This window comes from Streptomyces sp. NPDC000594 (genome assembly GCF_040299965.1).
Lineage (GTDB): Bacteria > Actinomycetota > Actinomycetes > Streptomycetales > Streptomycetaceae > Streptomyces.
This window is the reverse complement of the sequence record NZ_JBEPCY010000021.1, coordinates 1-15,231: the sequence shown is the minus strand read 5'-3', so window position 1 is coordinate 15,231 and position 15,231 is coordinate 1. Positions and strand designations below refer to the sequence as shown.

The 15,231-nt window shown below is 70.2% G+C and carries 20 protein-coding genes; 7 read left to right on the top strand and 13 right to left on the bottom strand.

All coding sequences use genetic code 11. The features are described 5' to 3' along the window. Nucleotides 1–55 precede the first annotated feature (55 nt). The gene (locus tag ABT354_RS25300; RefSeq protein ID WP_351497678.1) at nt 56–967 is read left to right on the top strand and encodes an ABC transporter ATP-binding protein; all 912 of its coding nucleotides are present in this window, start codon (nt 56–58) and stop codon (nt 965–967) included. Further along, nucleotides 964–1,836 carry an ABC-2 transporter permease gene (locus ABT354_RS25295; RefSeq protein ID WP_351497676.1) on the top strand — a complete coding sequence of 291 codons (873 nt, stop codon included), beginning with the start codon at nt 964–966 and terminating at the stop codon, nt 1,834–1,836. Before ABT354_RS25300 ends, ABT354_RS25295 begins: the two co-directional genes overlap by 4 nt. Before the next feature lie 15 nt (nt 1,837–1,851). On the opposite strand, the gene ABT354_RS25290 is transcribed toward ABT354_RS25295, so the two are convergent. Both ABT354_RS25290 and ABT354_RS25285 read right to left on the bottom strand, forming a co-directional pair. Continuing rightward, nucleotides 1,852–2,694, bottom strand: a complete 843-nt coding sequence (locus ABT354_RS25290) for a DUF4394 domain-containing protein (protein ID WP_351497674.1) — start codon at nt 2,692–2,694, stop codon at nt 1,852–1,854. A gap of 721 nt (nt 2,695–3,415) precedes the next feature. Further along, the gene (locus ABT354_RS25285; protein ID WP_351497672.1) at nt 3,416–4,480 is read right to left on the bottom strand and encodes an AraC family transcriptional regulator; all 1,065 of its coding nucleotides are present in this window, start codon (nt 4,478–4,480) and stop codon (nt 3,416–3,418) included. Nucleotides 4,481–4,568: 88 nt separating this feature from the next. Between ABT354_RS25285 and ABT354_RS25280 the strand changes: the two genes are divergently transcribed. After that, complete coding sequence (locus ABT354_RS25280; RefSeq protein WP_351497670.1) at nt 4,569–4,973, top strand: hypothetical protein; 405 nt, start codon at nt 4,569–4,571, stop codon at nt 4,971–4,973. Here ABT354_RS25280 and ABT354_RS25275 read toward each other — a convergent pair. After that, nucleotides 4,905–5,501, bottom strand: a complete 597-nt coding sequence (locus tag ABT354_RS25275; RefSeq protein ID WP_502983494.1) for an HAD domain-containing protein — start codon at nt 5,499–5,501, stop codon at nt 4,905–4,907. The genes ABT354_RS25280 and ABT354_RS25275 overlap by 69 nt on opposite strands. Nucleotides 5,502–5,658: 157 nt before the next feature. Beyond that, nucleotides 5,659–5,895 (bottom strand): hypothetical protein, encoded by a 237-nt coding sequence (locus ABT354_RS25270; protein ID WP_351497669.1) that lies wholly within the window; start codon nt 5,893–5,895, stop codon nt 5,659–5,661. Nucleotides 5,896–6,193: 298 nt separating this feature from the next. Here ABT354_RS25270 and ABT354_RS25265 point away from each other — a divergent pair, with 298 nt between their 5' ends. Further along, nucleotides 6,194–6,499, top strand: coding sequence for a hypothetical protein (locus tag ABT354_RS25265; protein WP_351497667.1), 306 nt, complete (start codon nt 6,194–6,196; stop codon nt 6,497–6,499). 342 nt (nt 6,500–6,841) lie between these two features. Here ABT354_RS25265 and ABT354_RS25260 read toward each other — a convergent pair whose 3' ends face one another. The 5 genes from ABT354_RS25260 to ABT354_RS25240 all read right to left on the bottom strand — a co-directional run bounded on the left by ABT354_RS25260 (nt 6,842) and on the right by ABT354_RS25240 (nt 11,096). Then, a complete protein-coding gene (locus ABT354_RS25260; protein WP_351497665.1) occupies nt 6,842–8,323 on the bottom strand; it encodes an FG-GAP-like repeat-containing protein in 1,482 nt (493 codons plus the stop codon). Between the two features lie 37 nt (nt 8,324–8,360). Continuing rightward, on the bottom strand, nt 8,361–8,720 hold the full coding sequence (locus tag ABT354_RS25255; RefSeq protein ID WP_351497663.1) for a hypothetical protein: 360 nt from the start codon (nt 8,718–8,720) through the stop codon (nt 8,361–8,363). Between the two features lie 125 nt (nt 8,721–8,845). Continuing rightward, a complete protein-coding gene (locus ABT354_RS25250) occupies nt 8,846–9,643 on the bottom strand; it encodes a metal ABC transporter substrate-binding protein (RefSeq protein ID WP_351497661.1) in 798 nt (265 codons plus the stop codon). Further along, entirely contained in the window at nt 9,601–10,467 is an 867-nt protein-coding gene (locus tag ABT354_RS25245) for a metal ABC transporter permease (protein WP_351497659.1), read from the bottom strand. Before ABT354_RS25245 ends, ABT354_RS25250 begins: the two co-directional genes overlap by 43 nt. After that, a complete protein-coding gene (locus ABT354_RS25240) occupies nt 10,464–11,096 on the bottom strand; it encodes a metal ABC transporter ATP-binding protein (protein ID WP_351497657.1) in 633 nt (210 codons plus the stop codon). Before ABT354_RS25240 ends, ABT354_RS25245 begins: the two co-directional genes overlap by 4 nt. 328 nt (nt 11,097–11,424) lie before the next feature. Here ABT354_RS25240 and ABT354_RS25235 point away from each other — a divergent pair, with 328 nt between their 5' ends. Both ABT354_RS25235 and ABT354_RS25230 read left to right on the top strand, forming a co-directional pair. Next, nucleotides 11,425–11,946 (top strand): RICIN domain-containing protein, encoded by a 522-nt coding sequence (locus ABT354_RS25235; protein ID WP_351497655.1) that lies wholly within the window; start codon nt 11,425–11,427, stop codon nt 11,944–11,946. 235 nt (nt 11,947–12,181) lie between these two features. Continuing rightward, on the top strand, nt 12,182–12,718 hold the full coding sequence (locus ABT354_RS25230) for a GNAT family N-acetyltransferase (RefSeq protein ID WP_351497653.1): 537 nt from the start codon (nt 12,182–12,184) through the stop codon (nt 12,716–12,718). Between the two features lie 20 nt (nt 12,719–12,738). Here ABT354_RS25230 and ABT354_RS25225 read toward each other — a convergent pair whose 3' ends face one another. Continuing rightward, nucleotides 12,739–12,975, bottom strand: a complete 237-nt coding sequence (locus ABT354_RS25225; RefSeq protein ID WP_351497651.1) for a hypothetical protein — start codon at nt 12,973–12,975, stop codon at nt 12,739–12,741. A gap of 81 nt (nt 12,976–13,056) precedes the next feature. On the opposite strand from ABT354_RS25225, the gene ABT354_RS25220 reads away from it, so the two are divergent. After that, entirely contained in the window at nt 13,057–13,200 is a 144-nt protein-coding gene (locus tag ABT354_RS25220; RefSeq protein WP_351497827.1) for a hypothetical protein, read from the top strand. Between the two features lie 20 nt (nt 13,201–13,220). Here ABT354_RS25220 and ABT354_RS25215 read toward each other — a convergent pair whose 3' ends face one another. The 3 genes from ABT354_RS25215 to ABT354_RS25205 form a co-directional block, all read right to left on the bottom strand. Further along, the gene (locus ABT354_RS25215; protein ID WP_351497649.1) at nt 13,221–13,550 is read right to left on the bottom strand and encodes a ricin-type beta-trefoil lectin domain protein; all 330 of its coding nucleotides are present in this window, start codon (nt 13,548–13,550) and stop codon (nt 13,221–13,223) included. A 220-nt stretch (nt 13,551–13,770) separates the two neighbouring features. Beyond that, nucleotides 13,771–14,238: a hypothetical protein gene (locus ABT354_RS25210; protein ID WP_351497647.1), complete on the bottom strand. Its 468-nt coding sequence runs from the start codon at nt 14,236–14,238 to the stop codon at nt 13,771–13,773. Nucleotides 14,239–14,524: 286 nt separating this feature from the next. Next, nucleotides 14,525–14,782 (bottom strand): hypothetical protein, encoded by a 258-nt coding sequence (locus ABT354_RS25205; RefSeq protein ID WP_351497645.1) that lies wholly within the window; start codon nt 14,780–14,782, stop codon nt 14,525–14,527. Nucleotides 14,783–15,231: the final 449 nt, after the last annotated feature.

Below are 15,231 nucleotides of genomic sequence, written 5' to 3'. Positions count from 1 at the left end.
ATGGTGGCCGGTGGCCCGATGCCCGAGCGGGGTCCGCCCCGGCAGCGTGGACATCGTGATCGAAGCAACCGAACTCACCAAGTGGTACGGCGGGACCACCGCCGTCGACCGACTGTCCTTCACCGTGCGCCCGGGCGTGGTCACCGGCTTCCTGGGCCCGAACGGCGCCGGCAAGACCACCACGCTGCGCATGGTCCTCGGGTTGAACCGACCCACGGGCGGCACCGTCACCGTCGACGGGCGGCCGTTCGCCGACCGCCCTCGCGGCCTGCGGCACGTGGGCGCCCTGCTCGACGCCCACGACACGCACGGCGGCCGAACCGCCCACGCCCATCTGACGGCGCTGGCGGTCGGCAACGGCCTGCCACGCGGGCGCGCCATGGAGGTGCTGGCCGAGGTGGGCATGGCGGACGCGGCAGGCCGCAGGATCGACGGCTTCTCCCTGGGGATGAGACAGCGGCTCGGCATCGCCGCCACCCTGCTCGGCGATCCGCCCGTACTGCTCTTCGACGAACCGCTCAACGGCCTCGACCCCGAGGGGGCGCGCTGGGCGCGAGGCCTCTTCCAGCGGTTGGCGGACGAGGGCCGCACCGTGCTCGTCTCCAGCCATCTGATGCGGGAGATGGAGCAGACCGCCGAGGAACTGATCGTCATCGGTCGCGGCAGGCTGATCGCGGCACAGAGCCTGCGCGACATCGTGGCGCGCGGCACACAGCCGCGGGTGGGCGTCCGTACCCCCGACACGGAAATCCTCGCCCGATTGCTGACCGACGAGGGCGCGACGGTCCGGCCGGAGGACGACGGAACGCTCACCGTGACCGGTCTCCCCGCGGAGCGCATCGGTGAACTCGCCTTCGCACACGGGACGCGGCTGCACGAGCTCAGCCCGCGGCCGGCCTCCCTGGAGGAGGCGTTCATGGAACTCACCCGGGAGAGCGTCGAATACTCCGCGGGAGCCGCCCGATGACCGCGGCACCCGACCGGGCCCCGGCCCGCCTCCCGCTCCCGGGGCCCGCCCGGTTCCGCCGCCTCCTCGCCGCCGAGTGGATCAAACTCTGGTCACTGCGCTCCACCTCCTGGGTGCTCGGTGCCGGCGCGCTGACCGTCATCGGCATCAACGCCAACTCCGCCGCGTCGAACGCGGACCGGCTGGCGGAGCTGCGACTGCCGTCGCATCCACCGCCGGGGGTTCCGGCCCGCCCCGAGCTTCTCTTCGATCCGCTGCACACGGCGTTCGTCGATCCCGCCTGGCAGCTGCTCATGGTCATCACCGCGACGGTGGGAGGGATCGCGGTCTTCGGCGAGTACACCAGTGGGATGATCCGTACGACCTTCACCGCCGTACCCGACCGGCGGGCGGTGATCGCCGCCAAGGCGACCGTGGTGTCGGCGGTCATGCTGGCGCTCGGCACGCTCGTCTCCGGCGCCTCCTTCGGCGTCACCCAAATGCTGCTGAGGGAGTACGGCGGCCTGTCGCTGGGCGACCCGGGCGCACTGCGCGCCGTCGCCGCGGCCGCTCTCCTGGCACCGCTGTGCGCGCTGGTCGGTATGGCGGTGGGGGCGGTCGTCCGGCACGCCGCCGGCTCCATCGTCGCCGTCATCGCCCTGCTGTTGCTGACTCCGGCGTTGCTCCGCGGCGAGCGCTACCGCTGGGTCGAGGAGATCGGCGACGCCCTGCCGCTCAGCGCCTGGGAACGTCTGGTGACGAACCCGGGGCGGGCGCACGACCTGGGCACGGACCCGCAGACCGTCACCGAGGCGTGGATCGTCTACGGAGCGTGGGCCACCGCGGCGGTGGCCGTCGCACTGCTCGTGGTACGACACCGGGACGTATGACCGAAGGCCTGTCGTCTACCTCTGGTCCAGGGGGAGGGCGATGTCGAAGACCTGCCGGTCGGAGGGGAATCCGCCGACGTCGTCGGCCCTTCCGGTCAGCGGGTCGACCCTGTGGAAGCGGTAGGAGCCGCTGGTCTGGAGGGCGGCGAAGCCCTGGTTGCTGCCGTCACCGGTCGAGAAGTAGATGTCGAAGCCCGCACTGGGGCCCGCGTCGATGCCGAGGCTCCCGGTGGGGGCGAGGGTACCGGCGTTGGCGGGGGACTGGAGGACGACACGGTCCTGGGTGGTGTCGATGTCGAACAGGCTGGTGGCGGTGGCCGTGTCGAGATCGTTGTTGGTGTACGCGGCGCCGGTCACCCCGAGGGCGGGGGTGGTAGCGGGCGGTGCGGTGAGAGTGCCGTCCAGGACGGTGCCGCCCGTGGCGACGTTCACGTTGTGGCGCAGATTCTGCCCGGTGTCACTGATGATCCGCAGCCGGTCCGCGGCCGGGTTGAAGTCCACACCAAAGGCGGTGCCCTCAAGGGCGATGCTCAGCTGGGACACCTTCGTCGCCACGGCGTCGCCCGTATCGAGGGTGTAGACACCGCCGGCGTTCCCGACGCCGTAGAGCAGCCCGTCCTGGACCCGGTAGTCGATGCCGACCAGTTCGGTGTCGCCCGTAAGACCGGTGACGGCCCCGATCGAGGTCACCCTTTCGGGACTGCCGGCGCGGAACTGCACGAGACAATGGTCGTCGGTCAGCCCGGTCACCTTCAGACCATGGCGGCCCAGGTCCTGCGGGTCGGCGTCGTCGGCCATCGCCGGAACGCCGGTGGACAGCGCGGCGGCGAGCGCCACCGCCAGAACTGCCTTGTTCATGAGACCTCCACGGAGTCGAGGCACCCGCACATCCGGGTGCCACCCATGGCGATCAGACCAGCAGCACACGCGTCGGGCACGCCGACCACGGCCATGTGGCGGTAGGCGGGGCGGGCGGGCGGGTCGCGTCGGTGATCGGCTCTTTCGTCCGTACGTCACGCCACCCTCACCGAGGCCCCGCGCGAGGCCCGGCCGCAGCTCACCGAGTACCAGGTCTGCCCCTACCCGGGTCCGGAGCCGTTCACCGCACAGCGCGCGGCGCGGTTCCACAACCGCCGGGCAGCCGTGGACAAGGTGCCGACCGCTCGGGGAGACACCCAGGCGAGCGAAGTCGTCAGTGCCGCGTGCGACGCGCTCGTCGCCGGACTCGACAGCACCGTGCTTGCGGACCTCGACCCGCCGCGCTGAACCGCGGGTCACGACGTCCCGCCCGACTGGTGCCGGGAGTTGTTCCTGTTTGCCTTGGCCCCCCGGTCGGGGGGCCAAGGCAGGTCCAGCGCACCCTGTGGAGCTTCGTGCCGAGCGGCTGTGGGGGGTGGACCGCCCGCCGGGCAAGTGCAGGAGTGAACGCTGTTGTGGGAAGCACCCCCGTGGCTTCCCGCCGTGCGGTCCTGTCGGCTCTGTCCCGACGGCTGGGCGGCCTGGCCGTCGGGCCGGTCCCGCGCCCTTGATGGATGCGGATCCGGCAGGACTCCAGCATGGCTGTGGCGGAACGCCCGGGCTATCCGCTTTCGGCGCCGCGCGGCGCACGTTTCCGGATAGCGGCCGCCCGGCTCGCCCGGCTCCTCCGGCGGGCGCGGCGCAGCGTCTGGGAGGGGGTCTCCCCGTAGGCCTCGCGGTAGTGCCCGGTGAACCGGCCCAGATGGGTGAAGCCCCAGCGCAGGGCCACGTCGGTGACGGTTTCCGAAGTCTGCCCGTCGGCGGCGGCCAGGAGATCACGGCGCGCCAGATCCAGCCGGGTGCGTCGCAGGTATGCCAGCGGAGTGGTGGCCAGGTGCTTGCGGAATCCCTCCCTCAGACTCCGTACGCTCACGCGCGCGGCGCGCGCCATGTCGGTCACCGAGATCGGTTCGTGGGCGTGTTCGGCGCAGTAGAGCGTGGCCCTGCGCAACGCGCCGGGCAGTGCGGCGGTGTCGTGGCCCGTCACGGCATCGCTGAGCATGTGGGGCTGGGCGTCCAGCAGCCCGTCCACGAGGAGCCGTTCGAAGTGACCCGTCGCCAGGGGGGAGCGTTCGGCAAGGCCGGAATCGGCGAACTCGGCGAAATGCCGCACCAGATTCAGCCAGGACCGCACCGGACCCGCCTGTCCGTTCAGGACGGGAACGAACGCGAGCGGGTGCCGCGGCACGTCCCCGAGCCGGGCGGTGAGGGCCCCGTCGACCACCTGACGCGGGATGATCAGCACCCGGTTCAGGCTCTCCCCGTTCCAGCGCATCGACAGTCTCTGGTGCGGTCCCACGATGCTGAGCGGATGGGAGAGCCCCTTCCCGTCCACGGTGACCATGCCGTCACCGGCGAGCGGGATATGGATGTTGTAGAAATCCAGCGGAGCCCCGGGCACGATGTCGACCTCCGCGCCGTACCCCAGCTCGTACAGGGCGATCGTTCCCTCGCGGACACATCGGAAACGGCCGTCGAGCCGACCGCCGGCCAGGACCGACATCCGGTTCGGCGCGAACCGCGTACTGATCAGATCGTGCAGTTCCTCGATGTCGCTCCCCCGGAAGAGGAGTCCTTGATCCTGTTCCGCTGCCGGCTTTTCCGGACCTGTACGGATGTCGGACATCTGCCTACCTCACCGTCTGGTCGGTCGTGAGGACGGGCTCTGAAATCTACCGCCGAAATGCTCACATCACCGGGAAATATGAACAGTTATGGGAGACATCGCCCCGCAGCGGGCCGGCCCCATCGCCACGATCGGCTTCGCCCCGGACTCCCGCCGCCCGACCGTACGCCCGGAGCCGCCCCGGGCCGAGGCGGAGCTGCTGGAGGACTGGGGGCCGACGGTGTTCCCCTACCGGGGGAAGCCCAGGACCGGGGACACCCTGCACAGCGCGATCATCACCAGCGACTGCGAGATCGTGGACCGGGCGAAAGGAATCTGCGACTTCGAGCAATGGCTCTACATCGACCCGCGGAACCTCGACTTCGGGAACGAGGACGCCGGCACCTGGAAGACCGCTGCTCGGCCGGGGCGCCATCAGCAGCGCTCATCGGCCCACGACAGCCCGGCCATCACTGCCCTCCGGCGCAGACCCGGAGTCCGCGCCTGCCGGTGACGCGTTACGACCGCGAGTCCCCCGCCGCCACGGGGCCGGGCGCGGCGGGCGGGTCAGCAAGCGGTCGACATGGAGGCGTTCGAACCCCTGGCGGGAATCGACGGGAAGCAGCAGCCGGTCACATCGGAGACGGGAGTTGCGGACGAGCCGGGACGGGATGACATCATCGACCCAGGCGAACGGGCGCCCGGCCGCGTACCGCAGCAGCGGGGCCCATTTCATGGCGGAGAGCAGCTCCAACAGGGGAACCCGCGGGTCACCCGGTTGGGTCCTGTACCCCCTGAAACGGACCACGGGAAGGGCCGGGAGACCGAGAGCCGGACCGATGTGGGTATTGGCGTGCTCCTCCCAAGTGGTCGCCCAGCACAACTCGTACACCTCGCTCAGCTCATGCAGCCACTCACCATGCCGAGGCGACAGCAGGACCCGGAAGCCGAGCAGCGTGTACGGGGCGAAGTCCGCCCGAGCCTCCGGATCGGCCGGGTTCAGGACTCCGTCGACATCCAGGAAGAGCAAAGGCTTCGACACGGGACTCCTTCTCCGGGCGGGGACCACCCACCACGGCCGGGCCGGTTCGCTCGTACGTGCGACTTCACCGGCCCGGCCCTTCCCCGGCTCCTGACCCCAGGCCCTCCGGCCTCCCCCCCCGGTGAAGCGCGCCGGGCCAGTGGGTGGCACGCGCTGCTCAGACGATGTGCAGCCGCTCGGCGGTCCCGTCCGCGTTCCGGAGCAGAACGTCCATGCCGTCGGCCTTCCGCGCCTCCAGATAGGCGTAGACCTGTACGGCACGGTTGATCACGTCCGCCTTGGAGAGGCCGGTTCCGTCCATGACCTCGGTGATCGCTTTTACGGCGGGGGGTACGAGGGTGACGGAGTAGCGCTCCGAGGAAGGATGACGCGGCTCTGCGGGCTGGGGGGCCATCTCGTCTTCCTCCGTCGTACTTAGTCGTTCTGCGGTGTTCTCCGGCGCTCGCGGTGTTCCCGGGAGCCGGTGATCAACCCCGGGGTTGATTGAAGCATAGACGCATCAAAGATGGTGCGTCTATGCACCACCCTGCTACCGTCGAGAGGCAGGCACCGGGTTTCCCGGTGCCGCGGCACGGCGGACGTTCCGTCGTGCTCTGGCCTGTCGCCAGTGGGGGGATCCCATGTCCATACGAGCCGGCTGACTGCACGGGCGAGACGCGTCTTCGGCCCGGCACTTTGGGGAAGGCGAGTGAGTGAACGATGTACCGGGGGTCCGGCAGTCCGCGCCGGAGGAGCCGTCCGCGGCGGCCTATGTCGTCTTCAGTACGACTCCGGAGGGCCCGTCCCTGTCGGTGGGCGCACCCGCCGACCGGTCGGAGCTGCTGTTCGGTTTTCTCTCCACGGCCACGGCCATGGGGGCCTCCGTGCTGGGGCCCTTCCTGATGGCCCGTGGACTGGCGGCCGTGGGGGTCGATTCCCCGTGGCTCGCGCCGGGAATGATGCTGCTGGCAACACTGCTTCCCCTGGTGTACGTGGTGCTCCAGCGGAAAAACAACTGATCCCTCCCGGCCATCGACGACCACCCGATCGGTGATCCGGAAACCGAGCAGCCGGCACGGCCCCACCATCGCGCCGCCCGGCACCCCCTCCCACTCAGGCACCTGCGCGAGGGCCACCTCGGTGACGGGAACGGCTCCGCCCGGAAGACCGGGCGGAGCCGTTCCCCTTCGGCCGCCCCGGTTCCTGGTACCGGAGACCGCCGGACCGGAGACCGGCACCCAAGCCCGGGGCGGACAGGGCCGCCGGACCGGGGACCGGCACCCACGCACGCCCGGGACGGACAGGCACACCGGGATGCCCACCCGCCCCGGTTTCCCCCGGTCAGCGCGCCGCCATGGCGCTCAGCCGTCGAGCCTCGTGCCCACCCGGTCCCCGGCGACGCCGAAGCCGCCCGGCCCATGACTCAGGGCGCCCGGCGGCAGCGGCTGCGCGAACGGACCGGTCCGGAACGTCCACACCGCCCCCGCCGCGTCGTTCTCGCCCGTGGCCGTGACCACGGCCTCCGCCCGGCGGTCCCCATCGGTGTCGGACACCAGGACGGCCGACCCGAAGGCGTCCCCGTTCTCGGACCCGCCCGGTATGCCCGGGGTGTTCTGGGTGATGGTGAAGGAGCCGGCCGCGGTCGGGCCCTCCGCCGTGCCGGGCAGCACCACGATCGAACCGCTGTCGACAGCGGCCCCGGTGTCCTCGCCGGGCACACCCGCGACGATCTCCGCGTACCCGTCGCCGTTGAGATCGCCCACCGTCACGTCCGCGCCGAACCGGTCGCCGGACTCGCCGGTTCCCGGGACATCCGTGGTGTCCTGATGGAACGTACGCACCTGCTCCTCCACCGGGCCCTTCGCGGAACCGGGCCTCCAGGAGACGCTCCCGCCCGCCGAGCCATAGCTGGGGAATTCCGGGTTGCCGGTGACAATGTCGTCGAAACCGTCGCCGTTCACATCGCCGACGGCGACCGACTTCGAGCCCAAGGCGTTGAGGTCACCCGTCCGCACGAGCTTGTCGCGCGTTCCTCTCCACAGCCGAGTCAACCGGATATCGCCGTACGAGGTCTCCTGAGCCACCGTCACCAGATCGCTCCGCCCGTCTCCGTTCACATCACCGGTGGACATCGCGATGACCTGTTCCGTGGAGTTGTGACTCACCCGGTAGAAAGCCGGGAAGGGACCGCCCCGCCGGAACGGCCCGGAGAACACCGCTACGTCGTTCCCCTGCTCCGCGGCCGCGAGGTCCTGATCGCCGTCGCCGTCGAAGTCCCCCACCGCCAGGGTCTTACCGAGCTGGCTCATGCCCTTCGCGCCCTCCAGGGCCAACGCACCCGTGCCGGACAGGCCCTTCTTCCCGCCCCAGAAGACGGTGAGGGTGCCGACGTAGCTGACCAACTCCCCGTTCCGTACAACGGAGGCGTTGGGAGCGCCGACCACCAGATCGGTATAGCCGTCCCGGTCCAGATCGGCGGCGGCCGTGCCGTCGCCGAAGCGCTGGTGGGCCATGACGTTGCCCGGCACACCCGGCAGGTTCAGGTGCAGGACCTGCTTCTTCCGCTTGGCTCCCGCCTTGCCGCCGTAGAGCACGGCGGTAAATCCGGCCGCGGCCGTGGTCTTGCCGGCCTTCACCGCGCCCGTCGGCGCCGTGAGAACCACATCGCGGTAGCCGTCCCGGTTGAAGTCCACCAGCGGCGCGGCCGCCGGGCGCTTCGCCCCACCGACCCGCTCCCCGACCTCACCCGGCGCCGCCGAGGCCACCGGGACGGTCAGGGATGCCACCGCCGCGAAATCCGGCCGCGCCCCGTCCGTACCGCGCGTGGAAGGCGCCCAGGTCACGGTCGGTCCCGTACGAGCCGACGCATGCCTTCGGCGGTCAGACGGCGTTCACCATCGCCATCACGCAGGCCCCCAGAGCGCAGACGAGCACGGCCCTGCCACACAGACGCACGACCCTGACCCCGGACAGCTGCCGGACCCGCCCCACCAGCAGGGCGACCGTGCCCGCGGCGAAGGGCAGCACCGCCGCCCCCAGCATGGCGAGCCCCCGCCCGAGCGAGGCGGAGGCACCGTCCGGCACCTCCGCCCGGCCCAGCGCCCCCAGCGTCTGCTGCGCCCCGTTGAACGCGAGGGGAAGCGCCGCCAGGAGGGCGAGCGCGAGGCCCGCGCAGAGCGGCACCACCGCCCCGGCGACACGGATCCACCGGTTCATCGTGTCCACGGTCGTGTCCGCCATGCCGGTCTCCTGTCCGAACGGCCCGGCCTGGTTCACGTGGTTTCTGGCCCCTGTTTCTCCATGCCCGGTATCCGGTATCCGGTATCCGGCATCTGGTATCTGGTATTCCGTATCCGGTGTTTGGGTCAGGGGTTGGTCATGGCTTTTTTCAGTTCGGTTGCTGCGTTGCGGTAGACGGGGAGGAGGTCGAGGTCGTCGCCCGGATAGTTGACGATGCTGAGGTGTTTGGCTCTGGTGTCGGGCAGGACCGTTCCCGTTGACATGTGGGCGTTGTCGAGGACCAGGGCGGGCTTTGTCGCGGTCAGTCGGGCGAGTTGTGCCGGGGTGACGGCCTCGGGACCGTAGGTCCCTGCGGTGGTGGCACCGGCCAGCCTCGCCGCCCAGGTGGTGAAGGCGTGGCTGACGACGAGCGGGCTCTTGCCGCCGGGCCAGGCGGCCCGGAGACCCTTGTTCAGCCTGGCGTACTCGGTGTCGAATTCCCTGTTCCACCGCTCGGCGGCCTTCTCGGTGCCGAAGAGTCCTGCGAGCCGGGTGACCTCGGCCTTCAGCTGTGCGGGGTCGTTGTCGAGGTTGACCTCGACCTGTTTCGCTTTCGATCCCGCGGCTTCCTTGATCTTCGCCGCGTACGGTTCGAAGGAGGCGTAGAGCACGAAGTCGGCCTGGGCGACGGTGATCAGGTCGGAGGGCTTGGGATCGTAGTCCGGAGCGTGGGGTACGGATCGGTCGACGATGACCTCGATGTTGTCGGCTCCTGCCGCTTGGGCGATGGCACCTTGCCAGGTGGTGGTTGCGACCACCGCCGGCTTCCCCGCACGGGAATGTCCGGCGGCGGATGTCTCACTGTCGCCGCCGCAGCCCGTGACCAGGGCCAGTGTGAGGGTCAGTGCGGAGAGGGAAGAGGTACGGACACGGGTGCGCGCCATGAGGCGACTCTCCGTTCGGGTATGCAGTGGACGGCGAGGACGACGAACCCCGCCGTGAGGACGAGTACCGGGCCCGGTGGCCAGTCGAGCCACAGGGCCAGCACGAACCCGGTCAGATTGACGACGATGCCGATACCGACCGCCCACAGGGTGATCGATTTCAGTGAGGTGCCCAGCCGGCGGGCGGCGAGGGCGGGCAGCAGGGTCAGCGCGTCGACGAGCAGGGCACCGGTGAGCTTGACCGCACCGGCGACAGCGACGGCGACCAGGACCAGGAGCGCGGCGGTCAGTACCCGTACCGGGACACCGGAGCACTGGGCCAGCTCCCGGTCGTACAGCAGCAGCGCGATGTCCCGGCGGCGCCACCAGAACAGTGCGTGGACAACGACCGCCAGGACGCCGAGCACGATCAGATCGGGTGTGCCGACCGACAGGACCGACCCCCACAGCAGGGCGAACGCCCCGGACGCGTTGACCCCCGACACGGACAGCAGCAGCAGCGCCGCCGCGATGGCCAGGCTCATCAGCAGGCCCATCGCCCCGGACAGACCGCTCGGGGTCCCGGCGAGCGGGGCGACACCCGCCCCGGCCAGGGCACAGGCGGCCAGCGCGCACAGCATGGGGTCGAGCCCGGTGAGCATGCCGATCGCGATGCCGAGGAGGGCGACATGCATCATGGCGAACCGGACCGGCATGATGTCCAGCCCGACGATGATCACACCGATGACCGGCAGCCCGACCGCGGCCAGTGACAGGGCGAACCCGGCGCGCTGTACGGGCACGAGCTCCAGCAGGGCGCCGACATCGGCGAGAGCGAGTGTCACCGGACCTCCCTCAGCCGGCCGGCGGCCATCTCCAGTAACCGGTCGCACCGGTTTGCCAGCGTCCGGTCGTGGGTCACCACGACCAGCGTCACCGGCAGCGAGGCCAGGACGTCCGCCGCCTCCTCCTGCCCCGCGAAATCGAGCGCCGCGGTCGGCTCGTCGGCCAGCAGGACCTGTGCGCCCGCCGCGACACAGCCGATCGACCGGGCCAGGTACATCCGCTGCAACTGGCCCCCCGACAGGGTGTGCAGCGGCCGCCCGACGACCGGCCCCACCCCGAGCCGGACCGCCGCCCGCCCGGCTTCCCCGGGCGCGCCACTGCTGGCCAGCAGCTCGGACCCGAGCAGAGGAAACCGCCCGGCGGCCGGTTTCTGCGGAACCCAGGCACAGACCCGCCGCCGTCCCCACTCCGCCGGTGTCCGGGTGCCCCGCCCGCCGACCAGGATCGAACCGGTCACCTGCCGGTGCAGTCCCAGCACCGCCCGCAGAAGAGTGGTCTTGCCCGATCCATTGGTACCGGTCAGGGCGACCCGTTCACCGGCCGCGATCCGCAGATCCACATCGGTGACGACGTCCACCCGCCCATGCCGGCAGCCCACCTCACGCATCGTTATGTCCAGCCCGCCCATACACATCCCCCGTTCCCTCCACGGCAAGCGGTCCCGGCCGGTTGTCTGCCCGGCCACCGACGTAGTCGGCTGACACGCATGCCGGGTTCCCCGGTGCCCGCTGTGATTTCCCGTGATGGCCGCGGCCTCCGGCGGCACCGGCTTCCAGCTCCGGCGGGTACGGGGCTGTCAGGCCGGGACCGCTGCTCGACGACCATGAGGTGGTGCTGATCCGTGCCCGGTGGCCGGATTGGCGTTCTGGGCAGTGGGGGGTGGGTTCCCTACTGTGTGGCGCAGATGTTCCGAGCCCGGTCCCGTGACGGGACCGCGGACGAAGCAGGAGGAGTACGTGGCACAGTTCCGTGACCTCGACGAGACGCATCAGGCCCCGGACGGTGAGCTGTACATCGCTCTGGCGTCCCATCCCACGCTGGTGTGGGACATGCCGCGCGCGTCCACCGCGCCCGGTACCGCCCCGATCGTCTATACCCGCAACAACGGTGCCCACCAGCGGTGGCGTTTCGAGGTCGACCACCACGGCACCAAATACACGTTCTTCCGTATCGTCAACGTCCACAGCGGCCTGGCCCTGGCCGTCCAGCCGGACCGTACGATCACCCAGCAGCCCCACGCGGACGCCGGCCAGCCGGAGGGCCGCCGGCAGATGTGGGCCATGGGCTACCCCGGCTTCAACGGCAGCACCTTCGAACCGGCCAAACCCGCCCAGCCACACCCCACCGGCTCCCGGGGCACCCGCCTGCGCATCCTCGAACACGACCCCGTCGACGCGGCCCCCACCTCCGGCACCCTCATCACCTTCAGCGAGGGGGCAGCCTTCGAAACCGGCTGGACCTTCACCGCCGCGCCCTGAACCCCCCCTCTCCATCAGCTCGCCCGGATCAGGGGTGTAGGCAACTCCACTGGTGTGATGGGTCCTCGGAGTGCTCCTGCTGGTCGCGGGCGGCAGTCTGCGGAGAAGATCGTCCGTCTGACTGTGCAGGCGTGGCTTGCAGGGTCGGCACCGTTGGTGGAGGCGGGGTCCCGGGTCGGTGGTTGGTAGGTGCGCGAGTCTTGATCGTCAGCGCGCCTGTTGATTGGGTGACGGCATGACTGATCTCGGACCCGTCGCCTGGCCGCCTGCCCCGATCAGGACCGAGAGGCTCGTGCTCCGTGAACCCGAGGCCCGGGACCGTGAGGCGGTCATCGACCTGCTGGCCTCGCCAGAGGTGAGCACCTACCTCGGTGGCCCTCAACCGCGTGACGAGCTCGAACGCACGATGCCAGCGGCACCCGGTCGGCGCTCCGGCCGTTTCATCGTCGATCTCGACGGAGCGATGATCGGCCAGATCACGCTCTACAGGGAAACGGGGCACCTTCCCCGGGCTGCCGGGAAGGCCGAGCTCGGCTACCTGTTCCTGCCGCAGGCATGGGGACGCGGATACGCCGCCGAAGCCTGCGCGGCGGCACTCCACTGGTTCGCCGACGCCCTTCCCGGTGAACCAGTCGTACTCGCCACCCAGACCGCCAACGTCTCCTCGATGCGCCTCGCGGCAAAGCTGGGGTTCATCGAGGCGGAGCGGTTCGAGGCATACGGTGCCGAGCAGTGGTTCGGCATATGGTCCCCCGCCGCGCTGTCCGATTGAGCTGAGGCTCACGCCATCGCTCAGTGCTGGCAGAGGTGCGAGCGGAGCGGGACGAGCCCGCCGTCGCCGAACGAGTCCTTGAGCGGGTGAGCGATCAGCTCGCGCGACTCGGCGACCAGTTCCTCGTAACGAGACCTGGAGACGTTCCCGACTCGGTCCGGCATGCCCTCGTCACTTCCGTGCCCCCGGGCCGGGCCGGTCACCACGCGGTGCCGGAATCCCGTGACGCCTTCGATCGCCAGGCCCGTGTCCGACATCTCGAAGAACAGAACACCGCTGCCGACGGCTTCGCCTCCAGCAGCAGCACCCCACACTCCCGGCTTGAGCGGCCTTGCGGCGTGTCGCGTCCGTGGTCCCTCTGCACCCCGCAGGACGCGCGACGGTCGGGTCAGCAGATGCTGGCCAACCTCACCGGTCCGACCGGCTCCGACGCGATGGACCGCATCATCAACGGCCCGTCGAAGGTGGCCCCGAAGGCGTGACGGCCCGCCGGGCCGGGCGGTCAGTTGTTGAGGATGATCTTCTCCCCTTGGATGAGCCACCGCTGGTGGCCGGTGTTCATGCAGGTGTTGAGGCTGGCCGAGGTACTGTTGCCGGACAGGCACCAGGAGCTGCCGGAGCGTCTGATCTTGTCTCCCTCGATGGTCCAGCGCTGCTTGCCGGTGTCCATGCAGGTGTTGACGAAGACCACGCCGAGATTTCCCTCGGCCAGACACCGGCCCGCCAGTGGGGCCGCCGGCTCGGCGGGTGCGGCGGTGGCGGGTGCCGGCAGCGCGAGGGCCGCCAGCGCGAGCAGCGCGGGCAGGAGGAACTTGTGCGTGGTCCTGGCCATGGAGTGAGCCCTTTCGGGGGTCGGCGGATCCGCCCCGGCAGGTGGGCATGCGGTTGCCCGGACGGTTGGATCCGGTTGCGTGGTGTGCCTGGAGTGCTGCCCTTTGATGGTGGCGGCAGGGGTGGCCGCCGCGAAGTCGGTTATCCGCCATCCGCCGCCTGCGGATGAGGCCGAATACGCATGCGCGGACGGCTGTCCCGGCACGATGGCGGTCTGACGACTACACCAGGTCCTGATACACCCTGATCTCGGTCGGTTTGAGTCTGTGGATCGTTGCCCAGGCAGCCCGCTCGGTCAGTCCTTGAGCCCACTCTCCGAGATCGTCTCCGGCATCGTGGAAAAACCACGAGCCGAAGCTCCCGAGGGCCTCCAGGGCGGGTGCGCGTCCGTATCTGAGCTCGCAGTGAACCTGCACGTAATGGTCGTGATCACCGTCGCTGTCGGAGATCTCGAACTGCCGGGTGAGGTCCAGCGTGAACGCCGGAGGACCGTCGAACGCGTAGCTCCCGTACTGGAACAGAAGACCGTCAGCGTCAGGTGTGTCTGAGACGTCGAACAGCCGTCGGCCGAATCGCAGGAAGGCGAGCCAGAGATCTTCCGTGACCAGATCGTCAAGCGCCCGCTGTCCTGCCCCCAGGTCGCCCTCAAGCAGTCCCACGGCCTTGTCCACCGACAGTCTCCGCGTCATGCCCGACCTCCTCGTCCACCGCAGCCGGGCTCAGCGTACTGACCCTGGTGAACCTTCCCGGTCCACAGCACTAGGTCGTCTCTCGGATCTTGCTGGGCTTGCTCGGCGAGCCGCTCGTGATCAAGCCGCTCGGGCCGGGCAACTTCGTGACCGAGGGCGGCCTTGACTGCGTCGTGCACACCCACCCGGGTCGTGACCGCCCAGGACCTGGCCGGAGCCGACCTTCTCGCCAAAGCCCGCCTCTATCTCCACTACTGCGTGACTCTGCTGCACCCCGGACGGGAGATCAGGGTGCAGGAGTCCAGATCACTTCGGTGCCGGGGCAGTCGGCGGCGATGACCAGGATCTGGTCCTGCTCTGCCTCGTCCAGGGTCAGGTCCCAGCGGAGCTTGGTCGCGGTCCCCTCCGCCGCGTACCGGCACAGCGCGCTCTCGGCCGGGGGCAGCCACTCGGCCGGGTCCTGGGCGGGCGGTCCTCGCGGTCTTCCGGGCCGAGCGGGGCGGTTCGTGCAGGTTTTGGGGCTGGTTGTGGTGGACGTTGCCAAGGGGTACGCGAACCGGGTGACCGTCACCCGTCTGTCTCGACATCGACTGCAGCCCCAGGGCCTTCCCGAAGCGGGACGTCACCGCTGTTCCCACCCTGCACGTCTTCAAGGGCGGCAAGGTCGTCGCCACCCTCATCGGACCCGTGTCGTATCCCTCGTGGAGCGGGCCCGGCAGTGCGGGAGGGCTCCCGTTTCCGCCGTCCGGCTGTGCGGTTGGGTGTGCTGGAGGGCTGTTGTGGTGGTCCTGGTCGAGCGCACGCGTTCGTCGCTTCGGCTCGTATCCGGCGGTGAGGTGCCGGGCCTGGCACCGGATAAGCGGTCGTGAACCGGCCGCCGCTGCCAGCTCGCCTCTCGCGCCGCGAACCGCGCTGCCGGGCACGCAATGCGCGCATACCGTGCCTCCGGGGAAGGCCGCGTGCCTAGACTTGACCGATCGGTCCGCCTTCAGG

Bases quoted from the DNA above. Each gene is read 5' to 3' on its own strand.
- ABT354_RS25225 (WP_351497651.1), bottom strand. From the start codon at position 12,975: ATGTCGGACACGGGCCTGGCGATCGAAGGCGTCACGGGATTCCGGCAC.
- ABT354_RS25240 (WP_351497657.1), bottom strand. From the start codon at position 11,096: ATGGGCGGGCTGGACATAACGATGCGTGAGGTGGGCTGCCGGCATGGG.
- ABT354_RS25285 (WP_351497672.1), bottom strand. From the start codon at position 4,480: ATGTCCGACATCCGTACAGGTCCGGAAAAGCCGGCAGCGGAACAGGAT.
- ABT354_RS25230 (WP_351497653.1), top strand. From the start codon at position 12,182: ATGACTGATCTCGGACCCGTCGCCTGGCCGCCTGCCCCGATCAGGACC.
- ABT354_RS25210 (WP_351497647.1), bottom strand. From the start codon at position 14,238: ATGACGCGGAGACTGTCGGTGGACAAGGCCGTGGGACTGCTTGAGGGC.
- ABT354_RS25250 (WP_351497661.1), bottom strand. From the start codon at position 9,643: ATGGCGCGCACCCGTGTCCGTACCTCTTCCCTCTCCGCACTGACCCTC.
- ABT354_RS25295 (WP_351497676.1), top strand. From the start codon at position 964: ATGACCGCGGCACCCGACCGGGCCCCGGCCCGCCTCCCGCTCCCGGGG.
- ABT354_RS25280 (WP_351497670.1), top strand. From the start codon at position 4,569: ATGGGAGACATCGCCCCGCAGCGGGCCGGCCCCATCGCCACGATCGGC.
- ABT354_RS25215 (WP_351497649.1), bottom strand. From the start codon at position 13,550: ATGGCCAGGACCACGCACAAGTTCCTCCTGCCCGCGCTGCTCGCGCTG.
- ABT354_RS25270 (WP_351497669.1), bottom strand. From the start codon at position 5,895: ATGGCCCCCCAGCCCGCAGAGCCGCGTCATCCTTCCTCGGAGCGCTAC.
- ABT354_RS25290 (WP_351497674.1), bottom strand. From the start codon at position 2,694: ATGAACAAGGCAGTTCTGGCGGTGGCGCTCGCCGCCGCGCTGTCCACC.
- ABT354_RS25255 (WP_351497663.1), bottom strand. From the start codon at position 8,720: ATGGCGGACACGACCGTGGACACGATGAACCGGTGGATCCGTGTCGCC.